Raw genomic sequence first — 23,241 nt, 5'->3', positions numbered from 1 at the left:
CACTTCGTAACGAGGAGATCTACCATGAGTCAACGTCTCGATTTCTACAAAGCCAACCCCGGTGCCATCAAGGCAATGGTCGGTCTCGAGCAGCGCATTGCTCAAAGCTCGCTTGAAAAGCCCTTGATCGAGCTCGTCCGGCTCCGGGCGTCGCAGATCAATGGCTGTGCCTACTGCATGGACATGCACTCCAAGGATGCACGCGATGCCGGCGAAGACGCACGCCGACTGGCCACGCTGCCGGGCTGGCGGGAAACGCCTTTTTTCAGTGAGCGTGAGCGCGCTGCGCTGGAGTGGACCGAGGCTCTGACCCTGGTCAGTGAGGAGCACGTGCCGGATGAAGCCTGGACGTCGGTCCGCCCCCACTTCTCTGACGAAGAACTGGCCGACCTTACCTTGCTTGTCATCGCCATCAATGGATGGAATCGGTTCGCTATCGCTTTCCGCAAAATGCCGGGTTGATTACTAAGGCGGCCGACACGGACATTGTCTGATGTCGGCGCGACGGGAGCTGGCCATGAGGCCACCGAGTCCGCGGCTATGGGAAAGGCCTCATAACTTGGGCATGTACCGTTAGAAAAAAAAGGCCTGCGAATCCGTCGCGGGCCTTTTCTTTTTTCCTGTGGATTTCGGAAGGAGTGCTAGTCCCTTTTCCCTTGCTGGATGGCTCGCAGGAACTCGATGACTTCCTCGGCGCGCCCTTTGGCGACCAGTTCGCGTGCTGTGCATCCATCCAGTTCAGCTATCGCGACGTCGCGATACCAGGCGATGACAGCGAGGAACGAACCCTCGATCTTTCGCGCGGATTCCAACACGGCAAGCAACGCCGCCATCGAGGGCGGACGCCTGGCGCAAGTGGCGGACACTTTCTCGATCTCCTTGATCTCTGCAAGGAGGACGTCGTGTCCTTGATCAAATGGGGAAGGCAAAGGGCACATAGGCGAGATGGCCTGGGTTTGGCGTATCCACCATAGTCCCTGAGACGGGGCCAGAGATTGCTCAATAGCGCGACGCTTTGGAAGTTCCACGCAACGCACCCAGCACCATCCATTTTTCGATCTGATGCGGTACTGCGACATGGAAGCAGCCATCTCACCTGTAACAAAGGTGTTCCGACCGCATCGACAAGTCGGCTGTTTGCCCTGGCAGGTCACCGCCGACCCAGTACCTCGAAATTCTTCCTGGGGAAATGCTCGGCCCGTATAAAAAAGTTCAAGATTTGCCAGCTCTGCGTCTGGTTCCATCAGCTCGGCCATGGCACATGTGGACGCCGGCGCCCAGGCTCCACAGCTTGGTAACGCCGGATTCTCAGTCCGGTGGCACACACAGACCAGACTTCCGGCAAATCATGACGGTTTCAGTCCACTCAATCAGATCGGCCGCCTTGAAGCTGGAGTCAACCAGACTCGCAGCGCACATCGCCATGACCGATCAAGCACGATTGGCCTATACGGCTCACCGTCCCACCCGACATGCCAGCGGGTCGTCCATCAGCCGCTCCGTCCAGGGTGGGCCGACCGCCCAGCCCGTGCGGCGCGATCAGCAGGTCGCCGACGTGCTCGCCCAATTGGGAAGGCTGGCAATCTGCGACGCCTATCCTCCAGGACGGATGCTGGCGGAAAGCAGGCTGGACATTGATATCGACCGTGCGTGTGTCGTGACCATCCACGATGCCGACTCTCCCGACCGTCATGAGGGCTCGCCCGGGGGCGCATCAACGCTAGTACGCCTCTTGGTCACCGTGCGCATACCCGAGGGTGAGGGCCATCAGACCACCGCCCTCCGGAACGGACGCCTCGGCAGCCCCAGCGCCACCGGTGCTCTGCTCGATGCACTCGAACACCTTACGGCTGGCCAGCAGTCCTTAACGGAAGCACAAAGCGCCGTTTTTGACCGGCCAGCCCCGGGCACGCTACCGCCTATGTGCCTGGCCAAGGTAAAGCGCTATATCGAACAGCATTTGGCGGAACGCGTTCAACTGGCCGACCTCGCAGCGATCACCCGACTCTCCGTCAGCCGATTCATTAGCGCGTTTCGCTGCAGCACGGGAATCCCGCCTTACCGCTACCTCGTCCAGCGCCGTGTCGCCGCCGCGGCCGCCCTTATTCGGGAGACGAACCGCCCCTTGACCGACATCGCCCAGGAAACAGGGTTCTCCGACCAAAGCCATCTTTGCCGCAGCTTCGCGCAGGTGTTGCGGATGACTCCGGGGAACTATCGCCGCATGTATCGATGATGTGGCAAGCCGTTATTTGAACCGCGATAACCCAACGCTCTCTTGCCATCGAATACACCTCCACCAAATAACTCGGAAAAGCATGTCTGTCGATATCACCGGGCAAATCCAGCGCTGGTCAACCCTTGATGTGCCAGAGAATGAGCGGCGCGACTACTATGCAGCCACGTTGTCAGATAACTTGACGCCGATGGAGGTGGTCTGTGATGAGCCGGGACCACTCAACGCCGGGTTCATATCCACCCATCTTGGCCCCATCACCGTGTTTCGCATGCAGGGGACCAAGCATCGTTCCCTGCGCAAGAAACGTCAGCTCGCAAGGAGCACAGCACGAAGCATCAATCTGGTCATCAATCTTGCCTCCGAGTGGCGATTCATCCAGCGCAATCGCATGCTGCTCAGGACGGGCGACGCCGTGCTCGCCGATTCCCTGTTGCCATTCGAACTCGACCACGACGCCTACGACATCGTCAATCTCCAGATCTCCGAACCTTGGCTGCGCCAATGGATTCCCAGTCCAACCCTTCTTGTTGGACGGGTCATACCGCGTGACGTTGGCTGGGGCCGTGCGCTCTCCACCTTCGTCAGTGCCCTTTCACCCGAAGTCGTCCGCGGCTCGGCATTGCCCGGTCAGGTCTTTATAGATCAGGTCGGCGGGTTACTGGCACAGGTTGCGCACGAGCTGAACGGCCGCATTGCCCGGCCAAGCCTGGCGCAACGCGCTCTACGCATCAAAGCACAGTCGTTAATTGTCCAGCGCTGCATTGAGCAGCGGTTGTCCGCCGTCGAGGTGGCATGCGCACTGGACGTGCCGGAACAAGCCATGCACGCAGCGTTGGGAGCGTGCGGCGCCACCTTCGCGCAGATACTAATGGACGCGCGCGTGGAGCAAGCCAGACAGCTGCTGATGTCCCCGCTTCTTCGGCGAATTACGGTGGCGGAAATCGGACACCGCTGCGGATTCTCCGACCCCGCGTACTTTGCCCGCGCCATCCGCAAACGCACTGGATATCTTCCCTCTGAGCTTCGCCCATTCTCGTCCGCGTCGACAGCAGAGCATGATCATGCCGTATGAATGCTCCGGCTCTATCGCCCTTGGACCCTTGACGCTCGAGCATGTCGATTCGCTCCTTGGAGCGTCGCAGGCGACTGACGCAAGCGAGGGCAATGGTGGCTATCACTTGCTTTTCAACCACGGCGTTCCCAGGCAACTTCCCGGGCCGGCTCACCGTACGCTCAATACCCACGAAGCCGTTGTCCTAGACGAGGCAATGTTTTCCCGATTCGCCATTACCCAATCAACGGGCTTAATGCATTGGGTTCTTCCCGCCGATTGGATGCATGACATCATCAGCTCGCCGCGCCACCTCCTCGGCAATCCCATGCGTGCTCCGTGCAAATGGAGTGTCGCCTTGAACGCCTTCCTCTCCCAATTATCAGCCGATGTGATTCGCGCCGGCCCGGTAACACCCGCAAGGCTTGCGGTGCAGATCGGAACGCTATTAGCGCTGATCGCGGAATCCGCACAAAAAGATAAGCGGCAGACTCCGCTCCATCCCGATCTGCACGATCAAGCCAGGACTCGTATTGCCGAGCGATGCTGCGATGTAGACATCAACGCCGCCGATGTTGCGCGATCACTTGGCATATCCTCGCGGACGCTGCACCGCTCGCTTGCCCATCACGGTAAGACGTTTGGCGAGCTTCTCATGGCATCGCGAATCCAACTTTCCGAGCGCATGCTGAGTTCTCCCAATCTCCGACGACTTTCTATCGCGGAGATCGGCAGGCGGGCGGGCTTCAAGGACCCTTCGCACTTTGCCAAGGTCTTTCGACGACTACGTGGCATTTCACCAACCGAGGCGCAGCACCTGGCCACCATTGAATTGAAGCAAGCGGGTCGATAGCCCACCGATGTCCGCTCAATGCCCGCCACCGGTCATGCCTGCCTTGGGCTCGAAAGGAGGCTTGGCCAGCCACACTACGGCGATCAATGTCAGGAAGATCCATCCGAGCAGGTGAAACACCTCATTGAAGGACAGCTGATACGCCTGCTGCGTGAGTGTCTGGTTGATCATGGCTACTGCGTCTTGTTGGCCTCCGAGGTCTCTTAACGCTGTAGAGGTTGCGGGGTCGTAGATGGTGACATGCTCGCCCAGCCGCTCATGGTGGATGATGGCTCGGTGGTCCCACAGAAAATTGGTGAGGGACGCGGCGAAGCTTGCCCCCAACGTGCGCAGGAAAGTAGCGAGGCCAGCGCCGTCGGCGATCTCGTGGGGCGCCAGGTCGGACAGCAAGATGGTCAATACGGGCGCAAAGAAGAATGCCACCCCAAGCCCTTGAAGAAGCTGTATCAGCGCGATGTGCCGAAAATCGATGCCTATATAGAAATACGAGCGCATCAGGCAAGTCGCGCCAAGCATCAGAAAGGCGAAGCCTGCCAGTACGCGAAGATCGAATCGCGGTGCATAACGGCCAACAAACGGTGTAAGTATCACCGGCAACACGCCCAGCGGCGCGGTGGCGAAACCGGCCCAAGTCGCCGTATAGCCCAGGTTTCGCTGAAGCCACTGGGGTACCAGCACGTTGATGGCAAAGAAAGCGGCGTACCCCAGAACCAGAGCGAGCGTACCCATACTGAAGTTGCGATGCCTGAAGAGCTTCAGGTTGACGATGGGCTCATCGTCTGTGAGCTCCCAGATGAGAAAGACGGCAATAGCAATGGCGGATACCACAGCCATGCTGACGATGAATGTCGAGTTGAACCAATCCTCGTCATTGCCTTTGTCCAGAACAATCTGCAAGGTGCCAACGCCAACCACAAGCGTCACAAGGCCAACATAGTCCACCTTGGGACGACTGGTTGTCTCCGCCCTTCCCTTCATCTGCGCAGCGACTGTCAGGCTGGCGAAGATGCCGATGGGAACGTTGATGAAGAAGATCCATGGCCACGTGTAGTCATCGGTAATCCACCCACCAAGGATGGGGCCCGCAATCGGCGCGACCACCGTCACCATAGCGAAGAGGGCCAACGCCATGCCGCGCTTGTGCGGCGGATATATCGAAATCAACAAGCTCTGCGTGATCGGATACATAGGGCCGGCCACCGCCCCTTGCAGCGCCCGAAAAAGAATGAGCATGCTCATGGTTTGCGCGGTTCCACACAGGAACGACGCCAATGAAAAAAGCAGCGTCGACCAGACGAACAGGCGCGTTTCACCAAAGCGCCGCGTCATGAAACCCGTCAGCGGAAGAGCAATGGCGTTACTCACCGCGAAGGACGTGATCACCCACGTACTCTGGTTCGCACTGACGCCAAGATTGCCGGCAATGGTCGGCAATGAAACGTTGGCAATCGTGGTATCGAGCACTTGCATGAACGTTGCCAGCGACAAGCTGATCGTCGCCAATGCAAGATTTGGTGGACGAAATGCTTCACTCATGATGCTTCCCGCAACAGATAGGTGACGTCAGCAACACGCCTCAGCGCGCGCCGACCATGGCGACAGGTGTCGGGGCGTTTGCGTGCACGATGCGATCAATCAGCGCCTGAGCTTCCGCGAGCTGTCGCGCGTATACGTCCGTGGTGAGAATCGGTGTCAGCGGACTCTCTCGCGGAAGCAAAGGGCCACTCTGGTCATGCAGATCGACATCGACCACCGTCGACATGCCGATGCGCAGCGGATGTGCGTCAAGTTCTGACGGATCAGTGAAGTGAAGCCTGACAGGGATGCGCTGCACGATCTTTATCCAGTTGCCCGTGGCGTTCTGCGCGGGCAAGAGTGAGAACGCGCTACCCGTCCCGACACCGAGGCTTTCGATCACGGCCTTGTAGCTAACATCACCACCATAGACGTCCGCCCGCACGGCGACGGGCTGACCAATTCGCATGTGCAATAGCTGGGTTTCCTTGAAGTTTGCATCCACCCATACCTCGCGCAGGGGAACAACGGCCATCAAGGCATTGCCCGGCTGTGCGCGTTGGCCAAGCTGCACACTGCGTTTGGCAACGTAACCGGTCACGGGCGCAAGGATGTTGGTGCGTACGTCATCCAAATAGGCGGCGCGAAGCCGTGCGGCAGAAGCCAGCACGTCCGGGTGAGACGAAACAACGGTGTCGTCCACCAGCACCTGACTTGTGTTGTAACGCTGCGACGCGTTGGTGAGCGCACTCTGCGCCGATTGAAGACCATCGAGCGCATGTGCAAGCTCTTCGTTCGAGATGGCGCCGGACCGCGCGAGATCGCGTCGACGCTCGTAGTCTTTCTTGGCCCGGTCAAGCGCCACTCTGTTGATGGCTACCTCGGACGCCGCTCCCGACGCACTGGTGTACAGGCCGCGCACACGACGGACTGTGCTGGCCAGATCCGCCTTGGCTTTATCCAGAGCAACGTCCAACTCGGCTTTGTCGAGGCGGACAAGAACATCGCCTTTGTGCACCAAATCGCCATCATCGGCACCGATCAGCATCACCGTGCCGCTGACCTGCGATGTAATCTGCACGACATTGCCGCCGACATACGCGTCGTCTGTTCCTTCGGACCACCGTCCGACGGTCACGTACCAGACGACAACGCCAGCCGCGCCCATCACCACGACCAGCAACAGCGCCCGCATCAACCATCGGCGACGCGGTGAAGATGACGCGGGTGTGCCGGTTGCCTCCAAAGATTCGACTTTGCTGTTCATGGCGGGTCTCGTAGATCTGCCGTTGCGTTCGGCGTGGTTTCTCCAGGTGCAGGACGATAACCACCGCCAAGCGCCTGGATCAGTAGGATCGAGCTATCGACTTCCTGGAAGCGCAAGTCGGCGCGGTGTCGCTCGGCGACCAGCAACTGCTGCCGTATGACAAGTGTTTCTAGAAAGCTGCCGATACCAGCCCGAAAACGTTGTTCGGCTAGTTGCCAGGCATCGTTTGCCGCGTCATAGGCTTGTTGTTGCTGCTCGACCTGCTGGCCGAGCGAACGCAGTGCGGATAGCTGATCCGCCACTTCGCTGATCGAGCGGACCAACGTGGCGTTGTAACGCGCGACAGCAGCGTCGTATTGCGCATCCCGGGCTGAAAGTTCCGCGCGTCGCCGGCCGCCATCGTAGATCGGCAGGCTGATGGAAGGAGCAACCTGATAGAAGCGGGCAGGTAGCTGAAGTACATTGGTGCCGCCGAGGCTCACAAAGCCCGCGAGAACACCGAGGCTGACGTCAGGCATGAACGACGCGTGGCTCTCATCGATTCCTCGACGCGAAACTTCTACCGACCAACGCGCCGCCGTCAGATCCGCCCGGTGGCTGATCAGTTCAATGGGAAGCGCGACCGGCACAGCAACATCGAGGGGAGCTATGTCCCGAGGACGCGTCATCGCTAAGCCGCGATCGGGGCCGTCACCCAAGAGCGCGCTCAAAGCCAATCTTCTGGCGACGATGTCCCGGTCGGCCGCTGTCACGCGCTCGTGATCGCTGGCCACTTCGGCATCGATCTGCCGCAGCTGGGTGGCGCCGTCGATCCCCGCATTGACACGCTGCCGCGTCAGGTCCCGACTCTGCAACGCGCGGTCCAGCTCGTGCCCCGCAATATCACGCGTAACGAATGCGTGGCCAAGCTCCACGTAGAGTCTTGCGACGTTGATCGACAGAGCGATCCGCGCGGCTTGTCGCTCGGCGGACGCCACTTGCACCTGCCCCAACGCCGCCTGCCAAGCGGCCCGTTTGCCGCCCCATAGATCAAGATCCCAGTGGAGGCCGGCATCCACATGTTTTTCGAGCACGTAGTGGCCTATGCCAACCGGCGGCGGCAGCGTCTTCGGAAGGTACATCCCTGCCGCTTGAGCGGTGGTGGAAATATCCGGGCCACGTGCAGCGTTCGCCTCCTGGACACTGGCCTGGGCCTCCCGAAGGTGCGCCTCTGCGAGCGCTATGTCAGGACTGTTCGCAAGGGCGCGATCAATTAGTTCGTTGAGCTGACTGTCGCCAAGCCCAGACCACCAATCCTGATCCGGCCAGGGTCCGGACGTCGCGTGCAAATCATCAAGCTGCTTGCCTGCGCTGAGATCGGATGCCTGCATGGGTGTCAGCTGCGGATGAAGCCCGCGGCTACTGACGCAGGCAACCAGCGGCACAACTAAAGCCATTGCGACCAGGAGCCTGACATTGAACATGTGTCGCCACCATCTTTACGGATGACCAGGTACTCCGAATCTCCGTTCCGACCTGGTATGGCGACAACACTATCCAGTCGTATTCGAATCGAATTGCACGTTTTGATAGCGATTAGTACGTTGTCCTTACAGTCTCGACGCGCCCCCTCCCCACGCGGCACGAAGAATCGGCGCTACGTTCATTGGCGCCAAGGCTCAGCCTTGTCAGAATCGATGCCGTAGAGCCCGACAGCGCGTCGCAGATGGTTCGCATCCAAGTGACCGTGGGCTACCAGCGCGTCAATTGCCGTGTAAGCGATCCAGAATCGATCGACCTCAAAGAAAGCACGCAGATTCGCCCGCGTGTCGCTCCGGCCGAATCCGTCGGTGCCGAGCGCGATGAAGTTTCGTCCGGAAGGCAGAAATGGACGAATCTGCTCGGGCAGAGCCCGAACGTAATCGGTGGCAGCGATGATGGGTCCTGGTTTGTCCTGCAATAGTGCAGTGACATAAGCCAGCCGCGGCGCCTGGTCACGATGCAGGCGATTCCAGCGTTCCACTTCGTAGCCGTTCCGGCGCACTTCGCTGAAGCTCGGCACCGACCAGATATCGGCGGTTACGTTGAAGTCATCCTCAAGCAGCTTCGCCGCTTCGATGACTTCGCGCAGGATGGCGCCCGCACCCATGAGCTGAACACGGCTTTCGCCAGCTTGTAGCACTCCAGCATCCTTGAAGAGATACATGCCTTTGAGAATGCCATCGGCACTCCCCTCGGGCATATCGGGGTGCACGTAGTTCTCGTTGAGCACGGTGACGTAGAAGTACACGTCCTCCTGCTCTTGTAGCATCCGCCGGACTCCGTCCTGCAGTATCACCGCTACTTCGTAGGAGAAGGTGGGGTCATAGGAAATCACATTGGGAATGGCGCCGGACATGAGATGCGAGTGTCCGTCTTCATGCTGCAGTCCCTCGCCATTGATGGTGGTTCGACCAGACGTGCCGCCCACCAGAAAGCCTCGCGAACGCATGTCTGCCGCCGCCCAGCAAAGATCGCCCACGCGCTGGAACCCGAACATGGCGTAGTAGAAGAAGAATGGCAGCATGGCGACGTTGCTGACGCTGTAGCTGATGCCCGCGGCGATCCAGGCCGACATGCCGCCGGCCTCGGAAATACCCTCCTGCAGGACTTGTCCTTGGCGGTCCTCCCGGTAGTACATCAGCTGGCCGGCGTCTTGCGGCTGATACTGCTGGCCGAACGGCGCGTAGATCCCGATCTGCCGGAACAGACCTTCCATGCCGAAGGTGCGCGCCTCATCAGCGATGACAGGTACTATACGAGGGCCAATGTTCTGGTCGCGCAGAAGCAGATTCAGGCCACGGACAAAGGCCATCGTTGTCGATATTTCCCGATCGCCTGTGCCTTTCGTGACAGGTTCGAAAACCGACAAGTCAGGCGCCTGCAACGATTCATCCGCACGACGACGGCGTTGAGGAAGGAAGCCGCCGAGCGCCTGCCGCCGCTCATTCAAATAGCGCACCTCGGGTGAGTCTGCGCCAGGGTGGTAGTACGGAACGTTCGCCAGCTCGCTGTCCGGCACGGGGATTCTCAAGCGATCCCGCAGGGCCCGGATCGCCTCGTGATCCATCTTTTTCTTGTTGTGCGTGGGGTTCTGCGCCTGCAGCGCCTCACCCATGCCGTAACCCTTCACGGTCTTCGCGAGAATGACCGTGGGCTGCCCCTCGGTACGGAAGGCATCGTGATAAGCGGCAAATATCTTTTGAGGATCGTGTCCACCACGATTGAGATGCTCGATGTCCTCGTCCGAAAGATCTGCCACCAACGCCGCGGTTTCTGGATATCGCCCAAAGAAGTGCTCGCGCGTGTATGCGCCGCCCAGAGCCTTGAACGCCTGATAGGCGCCGTCCACCGTTTCCATCATTAGCTGACGGAGTCGGCCACTGGTGTCGCGCTCAAGCAATGCATCCCATCGTCCGCCCCACACCACTTTGATGGCGTTCCAGCCCGCACCGACGAAGGCGCCTTCGGCCTCCTGGATGATTTTTCCGTTGCCACGAACGGGCCCATCGAGTCGCTGCAGATTGCAGTTGACGACGAAGATCAGGTTATCCAGCTTTTCACGCCCGGCCAGCGAGATCGCGCCGAGCGACTCAGGCTCATCGAGTTCGCCATCACCCAGGAAGCACCACACCTTACGATCGCTGGGCGCAATCAAGCCGCGATGCTCGAGATACCTCCAGAAGTGTGCCTGGTAGATGGCCTGTATTGGCCCCAGCCCCATCGACACCGTGGCGACCTGCCAGTAGTCCGGCATCAACCAAGGGTGTGGATAAGAAGACAGCCCCCGCCCGGCACCCGCTACCTCCATTCGAAACAGATCAAGCTGCTCAGCAGTGAAACGGCCCTCAAGGAAGGAGCGCGCATACATGCCGGGGCTTGAGTGCCCCTGAGTGAAAATGAGATCCCCCGGGTGATCGGATGACGGAGCCCGGAAGAAGTGATTGAAGCCAACGTCGTAGAGCGTCGCCGATGACGCGAAGCTCGAAATATGCCCGCCAAGGTCTCCAGGCTTTCGGTTGGCCCGCACCACCATGGCCATCGCATTCCATCGGATGATGGACCGAATGCGCCACTCCATGGCCTGGTCCCCAGGACTGAGGGCCTCTCGTCGAGCTGGTATGGTGTTGACGTAGTCGCTTACCGTTTGGAGCGGCAACAACGTGCCTGTGCGCCGCGCAGAATTGATCATCCGATCGAGTAGATAACGCGCCCGGCTTGCACCATCGTTTTGAATAACAGCGTCGAGTGATTCGATCCATTCGTTGGTTTCCGATGGGTCGATGTCGGTTGGCTTGGGGTCGCTGGAGGTGTCCATGGGCTCACCACTCTCAGGGTTTGTCGTAGGTCACCAGTTCTTTTTGGTTCTCGTCGACAACAAAGATCGCCAGCAGGCTCGCTGGTTCTGTCTTGCTTGCGTTCTCGCTGACCACGTGATGCGCACCCGGTGGCTCGCTCCAACTTTCGCCCGCGTGGTACACACGAGAGCTTCCGTCCTCAAGCTGGCTACGTATGGAACCACTCAACACGTAGGCCACTACGAAGGCATTCCCATGCCGATGCGACTTTGAAGTCATACCTGGCGCGTATGTCACAAGAAGGCCCACCACCTTCTTACCTGGGACGTTCGGCAGAAGATGTGCGAATGCTGGCTGCACAGACTCGTGTGCCGCACTTATCACGGGTTCCGAAATCTCTCCTGCCTGACTGACGAATGACACAGTGCAAAAGGCGGCCAGAAGTAGTGCGCGAATTTTCATATGCGACTCCAGGCAAAGATATGTGAAGGGCCGATGATGACTACCGAGGAAATGGCGCGCCTGAACACCTCACGGAACAGGCGCTGCGGTGATACGAGCATAGGAAATTCGCAGCCGCCTTCATTGAACGTTCGGCGAGCCATTTGACGAAAATTTCTTCGCCCGCGCCGGCTATTCAGACGAGTTGCCTTGCCGGCGTCCGGACTGGTCTGACAACAACGATCCGTGCAGGGTCAGCCGCAGGGAGGGCCTCGGCCCTGTCGTCGCCCGGCGGCTAAAGCCACGCAGTACCGATCCTCTGCCAGGGAGCCTTAGCTTCTGCACCTACGAGCATTACTTAGCGCTGCCGACACCACGGCCCAGACCGCCAAACTACCCGACGCTTTTGGATTAGTGCTTGTCGATGTTTCGACGCCAGATACCTGGGGTGACACCAAGCCGGGCAGAAAACGCGCGAGTGAAGTGACTCTGGTCAGCAAACCCCGCCGCCAAAGCGATATCCGAGAGTGGGCTGTCGCCGTTCCGCATGAGATCCATGGCAAGCTCGATCCGTCGCTGGATGAGCCATTGATGCGGCGACATCCCGGTGCTTCGCTTGAAGGCATTGAGAAAGGCGCAGGCCGATAGGCCACACGCCGTTGCGACCGTCGCCAGCGCGATCCCGTCCGACAAGTGTTCGCGCATCATTTCCTTGGCGGTACGCTCCTGCCACGGAGCCAGACCGCGCCCCAGAGGCGCTATGTACTGGCGAACCCCAATGTAGTTCCGTGCCAGGTGGCTGCGGAAAGCCAGTAGCACGTGATCTACAAACAACGCGTTGCTGTCCTGCACAGCATGCAAGGCGGGCAACAACGCCTTTCCCAAGGACTCGATGACGCTATCGCCAACCATCTGGCCATGTCGGCATACAAGCGGCCCCGACGTGATACCAAGTTCTTCCGCCACTTCGTCGATCGCCGCTTGTGGCATGTAGAAGAACAACGGGTGATAAGGCTCGGCAATGTAGGCTATCGGATCGCGAGTGAGATCAAAGAAGTTGGATTGGCCCGCCACAATGGGCTGCACAGGAACGGACTTGCCATCCACCCACAGCTCGTGCCGCGAAAGTCCGCGCAACTGCAAACCGATGAGAAAAGCATCTTCGCGCACGATCGGCGCGGTGAATCCGTAATCGTATTCATCGCACCAAAGCTCAGTCACCGCCAGGCGATGTTGGTTGGCAGTCAGGGACACCAGAGTCGGTGGATCGTCCAATCGGAACGACCTTCCCAATCGACTACCGTAAGCCGCGTAGCCCATGACTGACCTCCCTCCGCGCCGAGCTAAGACCTATTGGATGGAGCCACCATCATCGTCGGCCCGTACCGGGCCCGGCGCCATATGTCTTTCTGCAGAGGATATAAAAAATCTTACGATGCCGTCACCGCAGTGGCGTTGATTACACGTGCAACTTTCCGAACCCGGCACCGCTGCATCGCATTTCCGATGAAGACCTCAAAAAATCCAACGTCCGGCAACTATCGACAATCGCCGGAATGAGAGCCTCAGTAAGCTGGCTCCCACAATGAGATGTGAGGGATGGCCACGATGAGGGCAAAGCGAAACCAACGCGACTTCCTGGCTACGACGTTGCTGCCTCAAGCATATGCAACCGATCCACACGACCGAATCATCTGCGCCGTAGGGCGCGACGCCTACAGCACCATCTTTGGCCTGATCCCCACAGCCCTTGCCGTGCTCCGCATCGCCGCAGAGATCGAGCCCGTGCCATGCCTCCTCCTCGATTGGTATCAGAACGACCCGATCGACGAACTGGGAGGCTACACCGCGGAGCAATTGGTAAGCATGGGGCGTGGAGAAGCTGTCATAGGCTTTCTTCGCCGCCTTCCCAGGACGTATCGTTGACTCACTCGCAGACGGACGCTTCCCGACTGAGCCGCTCCAGCGGCTCCTTCTCCATGGACCGCAGGTTCCGCCCTGCGATGTCGATCCAACCGCGTCGCCGGAATCGAGTCAGGATACGGCTCACGGTTTCGGCGGAAAGTCGCAGATAGTTGGCAATGTCCGCGCGGGACATCACTAAATGGAAGCCCTGTTGAGCGGGCTGGTTCATGGTCAGGCGGCTACGAATATCCAGCAGGAATACTGCCACGCGCTCTTCAGCCGTGAGATCCCCAGCCACCAGATTGGATCTATTCAGTTGTTCGCTCATCAACGATAGCAACTGGCGTTGAACCAGCGGATTACGTTCGGCAAGGGTCACCAATTGATCGAACGAAAGGCGGCAACATTCTGAATATTGGAGTGCAACGATCTCGCTCACATGCCGGCCGGAATGCACGGCCTCCAGGCCCACAAGTTCACCGGGAAAGTGAAAATTGGTGATCCGCTCACGTCCGTCCTTTGTCGTCAAACGAGTCTTGATCACTCCTTTGCGTATCATAAATACGTCTGTCAGGCGCTCGCCCCGCGATGCCACATAGTTGCCGGCCGAGAACGCACACTGCCTTCCTTCGGCACACGCGTCGCTCGACAAACCGCCATCCCCGGCACGACCAACACATCTACCTACGAAGAGGCAGTCTTTACAAATCACAGGCTGTAAGGGACGGAGCTCTCGATACCGACTGCGTTGACTTCGTGGACCATGCAACGGCAATGACATAGTTGAGTCAGCTGAACTCACAGGGGCAGCGCTCGCCACAGAACGTGCCGCCCAGTTCGATGATGCGTACATGGTATTTCTCGAACCTCTACATATGGAGGTGATGACGTCGGAACCATCACCGAAAGTCCCCGACACCCACCATCTGATCCCAGACGAGGTCGAAATCACCTTCCGCCAAAGCCTCATAAGCGGTGCGCCCGCCCAACGAGCGTTGCCGCATGCACATCCAGCGCGCGGCGCGATCCCTGGATCCCAAAAGCTGAAGAAGCATGCCGGCGATCGTGGCGGCGCAATTCTCAAGTTGACCGAACGCCTTCATCCGGGCCTGGTCACGCAATGCCTCCACTTTCGCCATCTCACTCGCAATGTCTTCGAACCTGAATTTGGTTGTTCGCATGATGGCGACTTTTCTATGGCAACCTTGGCACCCAAGCCTAGTCACTCAGGCATGGGCCGGCTTGTTCGTTCTTACTGGCCCTTGTCTTTTCCTTTCCCGCAGAAGTCGATCAAACGGTAGGCCATATGGCACGCCTTGCCGAGGCATAACGAATGGCATCTATGCCGGACGCGCACCTGTCACCGTAGTGGGTCGCTGGACAGTAACGCTGTGCAGCAACGCTCTCTGACTCACAGGGGGAGCCCAGTCCTGAACCCGACGGCACCACATGCCGCGCCTTTGAGACCCATTAACTTATCCGTACCCTTTTGAGCGTTGCGCCAATGGCCCCCCGGGTCGATCATCACCGCGATAAACCGCCGACGCACGTTAGGTGAGACCTGACTTGAACACCCCACAAAAGATGATCCGCGTATTGCTAGCCGACGATCACCCGATCATGCGGGATGGTTTACGGTCATCCATTGATGCCGAGCCGGATATGGAGGTGGTCGGTGAGGCCTCCGACGGCGAGCAGGCATTGGACCGATACCGAGAACTGCTGCCGGATGTAGCTCTGCTTGACCTACAAATGCCCAATGCGGATGGGCTTCAGGCCATCCAGGCGATTCGAGCTTTGTATCCAAACGCCTGCCTGGTGGTATTGACGACCTATCCCGGCGATGCGCGGGTTCGCCGAGCACTCGAATCTGGCGCTCTCGCCTATTTGCTCAAGACAGCCAATCGGGCGGACATGCTGGCAGCCATTCGCGCGGCGGCGGCTGGGCGTCGTGTTCTGACGAGAGAAGCCGCTCAGGACTTGCACGCCCATGAAGGCCACGAGCTTCTCACCCCACGCGAACTCGTCGTGTTACGCCTGGTGGCTGAGGGCAATGGCAATCGCGGTATCGCACAAGCCCTGTGCATATCCGAAGATACAGTCAAGGCCAGAATGAAAAGCATCTTGGACAAACTTGGCGCCGAAGATCGGACGCACGCCGTCACCATCGCGCTACGGCGCGGCTTCATGGACTAAATTGATCGTCACTCCGCTAGCGCGAGCGCTCGACCAGCGTTCGCACTACGCCAGGCGCCCGGGCTGACGCCCATCCGACCCACGAATACTCGCGTGAAATGGCTTTGGTCCGAAAAACCGACGGATAGCGCGATATCCGCCAATGAGATGCATCGATCAGCCATCAAGTCCAGGGCGCGATCAATGCGCTTACCTATCAGCCACTGATGTGGCGTTTCACCAAATGTCGTACGAAACGCCCGTAGGAACGTACTAGGCGCAAGTTGGCAAGCACTTGCCATGGCCTGCAGCGAAATGCCGTTGGTCAGGTTATCCATGATCAACGACGTAGCGCGCCGATGTTGCCACGGTAGCAAACCTCGGCTGCCACCCCGCGACTGGACGGCGGGTGGCGCGCCATAGGTATCCAACAGATGACCACGCAGTGCCAGAAACAAATGGTCCACCAGCGTCTGGCTAGGTCGATGACCACAGGTGACCATGGATAACATGGTTCGGGCCAACACGGTGACGAACGGATCGTCCATGACGCTTCCGGTTGCGCAGTCCAACGCCTTATCGCTCGCGTCCTCATCCATCATCAGCGCATCCATCGGGATGTGAAACCAGATTGCGTGAAGAGGACCTTCCGCAAAGAACGCCGGATCCTGCTGCAGGTTTGCCACCATGACCGCTCCCTCAGGCAGCGGCCCGCGACTTACGCTTTGGCCGTCAACCCACATCTCGTGATCCCGTAGCGGCTGCAAGTTCACAGCGATGACATACGAGCGATCGCGCGGAAGTGGGGAAGTTGGGCCGTCCATTGGAGTATTTCGACGCACGTCCGTCATAGCGAACACGGCATCGCGCATGGGTGAAGCCAGCAGCGTTGCCGGATTGGAAACTCCAAATGATTGACCAAGACGTTGACCGTAGGCACCACACATGGCTGCTCTCGTCGCGAATGAATGAGTCTTGCTCGGAGCTACACTGTATGGATGGCCGAAGGTACGCGCGGCACCCTAATGGGTACAAATGATTGGAGAAGCGTTGTGTTATCACTGACAGAACAGTTACACACGAAATCAACGGCACGCTTGTCTATGTGTTTGGGACGAAGGCCGCATTAACCAGCGTTAACAAGCTCTCGTCGTCGTTGAGCACGATGAAAAGAAATTCAAACGCACTAGGCGTCCCATCGTGCAACTTGTGCGGAGCCGTTGGTGGGAAAGATGCCCTGTTACACCCCTGTTTCGCAGGTGGCTGGGTGCTGGGTGCTGGGTTGAGCGCCTCGAACATCATTGGCGCAAGGCCACCCAGATCTCCTTGGCGACGTTGCCATTTGGAGGGACCCTCGACGCGGTCGAAGACATCGCTGTGCGCTTCCTCTCGACTGGCCGTAGAACGGCCACGTCCACGCTCCGTCCTTGGCTACTGAAGAACCGCTCCGCCCGGCGCTATTCCAGCCGTTTTCGCGTCCGCTTTTGCAGTACTAAAACCGACGCCCTCTCGGCGCAGGCGCTGGCGACGCCTCCATAAAAGATAACTGGCTCAACGTCCTGCGTCTTTCGCCTTAGTCGGCGGTGGCACAAGAGGGGACGAACGGACGCGATCTTATCCAGCCAACGAACTGAAGAATATTTCCGAGGGGGAGGCAAAAGCCCCAGGGCGTTGGCTTGCGGGCTCGGGCGCCTTGCGTACTTCGCAAACGGAAGCACCTGACATCAGGATGCTTGGATCTCGACGTGCGCCGAAGGTGTCGACAAGACCATGCTAAGGAATGACACGCTAGATTGAGGATTCCGCTGGATGCGACGCTGACGCTCTCGTCAGCCTGCGGCCAAACAATGTTTTACGTTCAAACATAAGTTGGCCAGAACGGCAAACTTATGCTTCCAGCCACACTTGGACACTTTATGCTTTATTTCAACCATAAATTGTCCGAAACGGCCAACTTATGCTTTAGCGAACAGCTTGGAGGCTAGATCTGGCAGATGGTGGGCCCACCAGGATTCGAACCTGGAACCAAGGGATTATGAGTCCCCTGCTCTAACCGTTGAGCTATAGGCCCTTGCGTGCCGGCGTTGCGCCGGTGTGGGGCGAACATGGTAGCGGGGTTGGGTGGGGGCGTCGACCTGGTGGGGCGGCCCGGCGCGTCGGAATTGTCGGTTTGGTGGCGCGGGTGCCGTAGACTTTGCGCTGTCGCGCCCGGTTGCAGGCGCCCTGCCCTGAAGGATGCGCCATGCGCGAGCTGATTGAACGTTACCTGGCGGCCTATAACCGCATGGATGTGGATGCCATGGTGGCGACGATGCATCGCGATGTGGTGTTTGAGAATTTCACGGCCGGGGTGCTGAGCGTGCGCACGCAGGGCGTGGATGAGCTGCGGCATCTGGCGGAGAGTTCGCGTTATCTGTTTTCCGCGCGGCGGCAGCTGATTGTTGCCTATGAGGAGCGCGAGGATATGGCGACGGCGCATATCCTGTTTGATGGCACGTTTGCGGTGGATTTGCCCAATGGCGTGCGCGCGGGGCAGTCGATTACGTTGAATGGGCGCAGTGAGTTTCGCCAGCGTGAGGGGAAGTTGGCGTATATCGGGGATTACAGTGAGTGAGGGGTGTTGTGGGGGCCCTCGCTTTTGCTGAGTTGTCGCGCTCAAGGGCCAAAGTCGCTGGATTCCCGCTTTCGCGGGAATGACGGTGAGGGTGTGCCGGGGTTGCCTAGTGGCTCAGGCCAGACGCGCTGGTGTCGACTTTAAAAGCATCTGCATCGGCGCGGCGCAGTAGTGCGTTGCGCCAGTGTTGTTGTTGGGCGGGAGTGGATTCCGTCAGCCATTGGGGTTTGTTGGCTACCCAGGCGGCGACGGGTACGCCGTCTTCGTAGAGCACGCGGGTGCCGGTGACGGCGGGTTGTTTGTTGCCGGCGAGTACGGTGCCGACGAGGTTGAGTGGGTCGGAGCCGCTGATGCAGACGAGTTCGTTCTGCGGCTGCAGTTGGCGCACGGCGCGCAGGCGGGCGATGGCTTCGGGGAGGGCGAATTGTTCGCCTACGAGGCCTTCGACGAAGCGGCCGCCGCGGATTTCGCCGCGGGCTTCCAGGCGGTGGTAGACGCGCAGTAGTTCGCGCCAGCTGGGGAGCCAGGGGGCTTCGCGTTCGAGCAGTTTCCAGAAGACGACGCCGTAGCGGCGCAGGAGGCTGCGGGCGATGTGTTCGATGGGGTCGGTGTCGGGTTTGTTGGTTGAGGTAGGTGGGGCTTTCTCGAGCACCCGCCCCTCATCCGTCCCTTCGGGCCACCTTCTCCCCGGAGGGGAGAAGGATTTGGGTGTGCGCACTAATGACCAGCGGCCGGCGTCTTCGATGCCGGTGAGCATGTGGCGGCGCAGGCGGCGGTGGCGATGGGCGTCGCGTTTGGCGGCGGGTACGAGTAGTGCGCGCAGGCCGGCGAAGCTGTCGGCGGTGATGCGGCCGGCGGCGACGAGTTCGCCGAGGGCGTCTTCGAGTTCGGTGCGCAGCAGGTGGGTGTCGCTCATCAGTTCGTCGAAGAACAGGGCGCCGTGGTCACGCAATGCATCGAGCACGGCTTGTGCGCGTGAGGAGATGGCGACCTCTTCGGTGTTGCCGTCGCGGGTGGCGATGTTGGTCCAGAGGGGTACGCTGCGGCGTGGCAGCAGCACGATGGGTGTGGCTCGCACGGGGCCGCCGCCACTGCCGGAGCCGCTGCGCAGACGACTCCAGCTGACGCGGCCGGCGCGGCATTGTTCGTCGAGCCAGGTGATGGCGTAGTCGTCGATGCGCGCGGGCAGCAGTTCGCTTTCCCAGGAGCCGGCGGCGGCTTCGAAACCTTCGAGCTGGGTGAGTACGGCGGGTAAGGCGTCGGGGCCGCTGAGGCGTGCGCCGGGTGCGACGTGTTGCCAGTCGAACAGGAAGCGCATCAGGTCGCGGCGGCTGACGGGTTCGATTTCGCGGCGCAGGCGGCCGATGGTGTAGCGGTGGATGCGTGCGAGCAGGTGGCGTTCGCACCATTCCACGTCGTGCGTGCCGGGCGTGAAGTGGCCCTGCATGACGTAGCCTTCGGTTTGCAGGCGGATCAGGGCGAGGTCGATGTCGCTGGGTTCGACGTGCAGCACCGTGGCGAGTTGGGCGACGGTGGTGGGGCCGGTGCCGGTGAGGCGGCCGCGGAGGAGTTCGAGCAGGGCGTCTTCGCGTGTCCAGGGTTGGGCGGCGAATTCGGCGGGGGCGTCGATGGGTGGATGCAGCGTGGCGGCCGGGTGGACGGCTTGCCATTTGGGGAGGGATTCGGCGGTGGTCCAGATGGTGGGTTGGGTCGCTTCGGGGGTGGACTGGGGCAAGAGTGACCCCTCACCCCAACCCTCTCCCCGGAGGGGAGAGGGAGCTAAAAGCGTCGCTCGATGCGACTGCGCGAGAGACGCCAGCCAGTCGTTCCAACCTTCGTTGGCATCGGCTTCGTGTTGGGTGATGCCGCCTAGGATGCCGAGGGCTTCGTGCATTTCATCGGCGCTGCGTACTTGTGGCCATGCTTCTTCGCGTACGGCGTCGATGGCGTCGGCGTCGAGGCGGCCGAGGTCGTCGGCGTTTTCGGGGTCGGACCAGCGGCGAGATTGCACGGCTTGCGTGCGGCGTTCTTCCAGCGGGGCGTCGTCGAGGAATGCATAAGGTGCGGCGCTGAGCACTTCGCCGGCGAGGGGGCTGGGTGCAGCGAGGTCGCGTGCGACGACGGTGATGGTGCCCTCTTCCAGCCCTCGCAGGATGTGTAGCAGGCCGTCCACGTCCATCGCTTCGCGCAGGCAGTCGTGCAGGGTCTGGTTGACCAGCGGGTGATCGGGAATCTCCCGCTCGCCCACGATGTTTTCGAGGCACGCCACCTGGTCGGGGAAGACGGTGGCGAGCAGGTCTTCGCTTTTCATGCGCTGCAACTGCGGCGGCACTTTGCGGCCGCCCTGAAAGCGCGGCAACGCGAGTGCGGTGGTGGCGTTCCAGCGCCAGCGCGCGGGGAATAGCGGCGCGTCGAGCAGGGCCTGTATCAGTACGTGCTCGGCGGAGCTGGAATGGAGATAGTGCGCCACTTCGTCCAGCGGGAAGCTATGGCTGGTGGAGAGCGAAAGGATGATGGCGTCTTCAGTGGCCGCCGCCTGCAGTTCGAAATTGAACTGACGGCAGAAGCGTTTGCGCAGGGCGAGACCCCACGCGCGGTTGATACGGCTGCCCCAGGGCGTGTGGATGATGAGCTGGGTACCACCGGATTCGTCGAAGAAGCGCTCGAACACCAACGTTTGTTGCGTGGGCAACACGCCGAGCGAAGCCTTGGCGGCGGCCATGTAGTCGGCCAGCTGTTGCGCGGCGGCTTCGCTGAGGCCTAGTGCGTGCGTCAGCCAGTGCGATACCGCGGGTGCGCCGCCCGCGTCGAGGTGTTCGGAAATCTCTTCGCGCAAACGCGATACGCCGTGCGAGAGTTCAGCGGTACGGCCCGGCGCTTCGCCCAGCCAGAAGGGAATGTTGGGTGGCACGCCTTGCGCGTCTTCCACGCGCAGACGATCGCGCTCCACGCGCTGGATGCGATAGCTGGTGTTGCCCAGCTGGAACACATCGCCGGCCAGGCTTTCGATGGCGAAATCTTCGTTGACCGTGCCGATGATGGTGGCTTGCGGTTCCAGCACCACGAGGTAATCGGCGGTGTCGGGAATGGCACCGCCCGACGTGATGGCGGTGAGCTTTGCCCCGCGGCGCGCACGCAACTGTCCGTGCACGGCATCGCGGTGAATGTAGGCAGCACGTGCGCCACGGCGCGTGGTGAAGCCTTCGGCGAGCATGCGCACGGTGGCGTTGAACTGTTCGCGTGTGAGGTGCCGATAGGGGTGGGCGCGGCGCAGCGTGTCGTAGAGCGCGTCTTCGCTCCACTCCTGGCAGGCCACTTCGGCCACGATTTGCTGCGCCAGCACGTCGAGCGGTTGCGGCGGCTGAATCAAGGTATCCAGTTCGCCGCGGCGTACGCAGTCGAGCAAGGCGGTGCACTCCACCAGATCGTCGCGCGTGCTTGGGAAAAGGCGTGCCTTGGGCGTGCCGTCGACCGCATGGCCGGAGCGGCCGGCGCGTTGCAGAAAGGCGGCGATGGAGCGCGGCGAGCCGAGCTGGCAGACGAGATCCACATCGCCGATATCGATACCGAGTTCCAGCGATGCGGTGGCTACCAGCACTTTGAGGTCGCCGCGCTTGAGGCGTTGTTCGGCGTCGAGTCGCTGTTCTTTGGCGAGGCTGCCGTGGTGGGCGGCGACGGCTTCTTTACCTAGTCGTTCGGAGAGATGCCGCGCGACGCGCTCGGCCATGCGGCGCGTGTTGACGAATACGAGTGTGGTGCGATGGGTTTCTACCAGTTGCGAGAGGCGGTTGTAGACGAGCTGCCAGCAGTCGTTGGACATGACTGCTTCGAGCGGTACGGGTGGGACTTCGATGGCGAGGTCGCGCTGGCGGGTGTGGCCGACGTCGATGATGCAGATTTCATCCTTCTCCCCTGCGGGGCACGCGGGGAGGGGCCATGGATGGCTCCCGCTTTGAGGAGCGAGGAGAAGGTGGCCCGAAGGGTCGGATGAGGGGGTGGGGCTTGCGGGATCGTCTTTCTTTGCGCGGCTCTTTTTGAGCTTGTCGCTAGGTTGGCCCCTCACCCCAGCCCTCTCCCCGGAGGGGAGAGGGAGTTGGGCGTGCGCTCCGACCAGGAACTTCGCTACGTCTTCAATGGGCTTTTGTGTTGCAGAGAGGCCGATGCGTAGGAGTCGGCGTTGGCATAGCGATTCAAGTCGCTCCAGCGACAGCGCCAGATGTGCACCGCGCTTACTCGAAGCCATCGCATGAATTTCATCGACGATCACCGTGCGCGTGCTCGCCAGCATCGTTCGGCCGGATTCCGAACCCAACAAGATGTAGAGCGATTCGGGCGTGGTGACGAGAATGTGCGGCGGCTGTTTGCGCATCCATGTGCGCTCGGCCTGCGGTGTGTCGCCGGTGCGCACGGCGGTGCGTATGTCCACATCGGGCAGGCCCATCTTGGCCAGCTCAGCGCGAATGCCTTCCAGCGGCGCTTCGAGGTTGATGCGGATGTCGTTGGATAGCGCCTTCAGCGGCGACACGTACACCACCGTGGTGGCGTCGGGCAGCACGCCACCGTTCGCTACGCCTTCGCGCACCAGCGTATCAATGGCGGAGAGAAAGGCCGTGAGCGTTTTACCGGAGCCGGTGGGGGCTGCAACCAGGGTGTGTTTGCCTGAACGGATGGACGGCCAAGCGGCTATCTGCGGCGCCGTAGGTGCCCGAAAAGCGCCCCGGAACCAGGCGGCAACGGCAGGGTGAAAATCGTGCAGGGGCATAGAGTTAGGCCTGGCGCAACCACTCTTTGAGAGGGAAAACTTGGGGGCGAGTAGGCCTTTTGCCAAGCAATCGTAAAATAATACGCTTCAGTCGTTGACAGAT

The 23,241-nt window shown here is 60.4% G+C and carries 18 protein-coding genes and 1 tRNA gene; 7 read left to right on the top strand and 12 right to left on the bottom strand.

Going from position 1 to position 23,241, the window contains the following annotated elements; genetic code table 11:
- The first annotated feature begins 24 nt into the window (after positions 1–24).
- Positions 25–462: a carboxymuconolactone decarboxylase family protein gene (locus OQE56_RS18175; protein WP_267226207.1), complete on the top strand. Its 438-nt coding sequence runs from the start codon at positions 25–27 to the stop codon at positions 460–462.
- Positions 463–641: 179 nt separating this feature from the next.
- Here OQE56_RS18175 and OQE56_RS18170 read toward each other — a convergent pair whose 3' ends face one another.
- Positions 642–1,256, bottom strand: coding sequence for a hypothetical protein (locus OQE56_RS18170; RefSeq protein WP_267226205.1), 615 nt, complete (start codon positions 1,254–1,256; stop codon positions 642–644).
- A gap of 167 nt (positions 1,257–1,423) precedes the next feature.
- Here OQE56_RS18170 and OQE56_RS18165 point away from each other — a divergent pair, with 167 nt between their 5' ends.
- The 3 genes from OQE56_RS18165 (at position 1,424) to OQE56_RS18155 (ending at position 4,143) form a co-directional block, all read left to right on the top strand.
- Positions 1,424–2,236, top strand: a complete 813-nt coding sequence (locus OQE56_RS18165; RefSeq protein WP_267226202.1) for a helix-turn-helix domain-containing protein — start codon at positions 1,424–1,426, stop codon at positions 2,234–2,236.
- A gap of 82 nt (positions 2,237–2,318) precedes the next feature.
- Positions 2,319–3,311 (top strand): helix-turn-helix transcriptional regulator, encoded by a 993-nt coding sequence (locus tag OQE56_RS18160; RefSeq protein WP_267226200.1) that lies wholly within the window; start codon positions 2,319–2,321, stop codon positions 3,309–3,311.
- Complete coding sequence (locus OQE56_RS18155) at positions 3,295–4,143, top strand: helix-turn-helix transcriptional regulator (RefSeq protein ID WP_267226198.1); 849 nt, start codon at positions 3,295–3,297, stop codon at positions 4,141–4,143. Before OQE56_RS18160 ends, OQE56_RS18155 begins: the two co-directional genes overlap by 17 nt.
- Positions 4,144–4,158: 15 nt before the next feature.
- On the opposite strand, the gene OQE56_RS18150 is transcribed toward OQE56_RS18155, so the two are convergent.
- The 6 genes from OQE56_RS18150 to OQE56_RS18125 form a co-directional block, all read right to left on the bottom strand.
- Positions 4,159–5,679 (bottom strand): DHA2 family efflux MFS transporter permease subunit, encoded by a 1,521-nt coding sequence (locus OQE56_RS18150; RefSeq protein ID WP_267226197.1) that lies wholly within the window; start codon positions 5,677–5,679, stop codon positions 4,159–4,161.
- Positions 5,680–5,719: 40 nt separating this feature from the next.
- A complete protein-coding gene (locus OQE56_RS18145; RefSeq protein WP_267226195.1) occupies positions 5,720–6,925 on the bottom strand; it encodes an HlyD/EmrA/EmrK family protein in 1,206 nt (401 codons plus the stop codon).
- The gene (locus OQE56_RS18140; protein ID WP_267226194.1) at positions 6,922–8,388 is read right to left on the bottom strand and encodes an efflux transporter outer membrane subunit; all 1,467 of its coding nucleotides are present in this window, start codon (positions 8,386–8,388) and stop codon (positions 6,922–6,924) included. The genes OQE56_RS18145 and OQE56_RS18140 overlap by 4 nt, the downstream gene beginning before the upstream one ends.
- 179 nt (positions 8,389–8,567) lie before the next feature.
- The gene (aceE, locus tag OQE56_RS18135) at positions 8,568–11,261 is read right to left on the bottom strand and encodes a pyruvate dehydrogenase (acetyl-transferring), homodimeric type (RefSeq protein WP_267226191.1); all 2,694 of its coding nucleotides are present in this window, start codon (positions 11,259–11,261) and stop codon (positions 8,568–8,570) included.
- 13 nt (positions 11,262–11,274) lie between these two features.
- A complete protein-coding gene (locus OQE56_RS18130; protein WP_267226189.1) occupies positions 11,275–11,703 on the bottom strand; it encodes a cupin domain-containing protein in 429 nt (142 codons plus the stop codon).
- 390 nt (positions 11,704–12,093) lie between these two features.
- Positions 12,094–13,002, bottom strand: a complete 909-nt coding sequence (locus OQE56_RS18125; protein WP_267226188.1) for a helix-turn-helix domain-containing protein — start codon at positions 13,000–13,002, stop codon at positions 12,094–12,096.
- Between the two features lie 288 nt (positions 13,003–13,290).
- Between OQE56_RS18125 and OQE56_RS18120 the strand changes: the two genes are divergently transcribed.
- The gene (locus tag OQE56_RS18120) at positions 13,291–13,608 is read left to right on the top strand and encodes a hypothetical protein (protein ID WP_267226186.1); all 318 of its coding nucleotides are present in this window, start codon (positions 13,291–13,293) and stop codon (positions 13,606–13,608) included.
- 1 nt (position 13,609) lies between these two features.
- Here OQE56_RS18120 and OQE56_RS18115 read toward each other — a convergent pair whose 3' ends face one another.
- Both OQE56_RS18115 and OQE56_RS18110 read right to left on the bottom strand, forming a co-directional pair.
- Positions 13,610–14,239 carry a helix-turn-helix domain-containing protein gene (locus OQE56_RS18115; protein WP_267226183.1) on the bottom strand — a complete coding sequence of 210 codons (630 nt, stop codon included), beginning with the start codon at positions 14,237–14,239 and terminating at the stop codon, positions 13,610–13,612.
- A gap of 247 nt (positions 14,240–14,486) precedes the next feature.
- On the bottom strand, positions 14,487–14,768 hold the full coding sequence (locus OQE56_RS18110; protein ID WP_267226181.1) for an antitoxin Xre/MbcA/ParS toxin-binding domain-containing protein: 282 nt from the start codon (positions 14,766–14,768) through the stop codon (positions 14,487–14,489).
- Between the two features lie 403 nt (positions 14,769–15,171).
- Between OQE56_RS18110 and OQE56_RS18105 the strand changes: the two genes are divergently transcribed.
- A complete protein-coding gene (locus OQE56_RS18105) occupies positions 15,172–15,783 on the top strand; it encodes a response regulator transcription factor (RefSeq protein ID WP_267226261.1) in 612 nt (203 codons plus the stop codon).
- An 8-nt stretch (positions 15,784–15,791) separates the two neighbouring features.
- Here OQE56_RS18105 and OQE56_RS18100 read toward each other — a convergent pair whose 3' ends face one another.
- Together OQE56_RS18100 and OQE56_RS18095 are read right to left on the bottom strand one after the other, a co-directional pair.
- Positions 15,792–16,709, bottom strand: coding sequence for a helix-turn-helix domain-containing protein (locus OQE56_RS18100; protein WP_267226179.1), 918 nt, complete (start codon positions 16,707–16,709; stop codon positions 15,792–15,794).
- A gap of 1,048 nt (positions 16,710–17,757) precedes the next feature.
- A tRNA-Ile gene (locus OQE56_RS18095) sits at positions 17,758–17,833 on the bottom strand.
- Positions 17,834–18,004: 171 nt separating this feature from the next.
- Here OQE56_RS18095 and OQE56_RS18090 point away from each other — a divergent pair.
- Entirely contained in the window at positions 18,005–18,376 is a 372-nt protein-coding gene (locus tag OQE56_RS18090; RefSeq protein ID WP_267226176.1) for a nuclear transport factor 2 family protein, read from the top strand.
- Positions 18,377–18,482: 106 nt separating this feature from the next.
- Here OQE56_RS18090 and OQE56_RS18085 read toward each other — a convergent pair whose 3' ends face one another.
- Positions 18,483–23,138: a DEAD/DEAH box helicase gene (locus tag OQE56_RS18085; RefSeq protein WP_267226174.1), complete on the bottom strand. Its 4,656-nt coding sequence runs from the start codon at positions 23,136–23,138 to the stop codon at positions 18,483–18,485.
- Positions 23,139–23,241 lie beyond the last annotated feature (103 nt).

The organism is Dyella silvae (assembly GCF_026421305.1).
In the GTDB taxonomy this organism is placed as follows: domain Bacteria; phylum Pseudomonadota; class Gammaproteobacteria; order Xanthomonadales; family Rhodanobacteraceae; genus Dyella; species Dyella silvae.
Note: the sequence above shows the minus strand (reverse complement) of the source record. Positions and strands in the feature narration are given on the sequence as shown.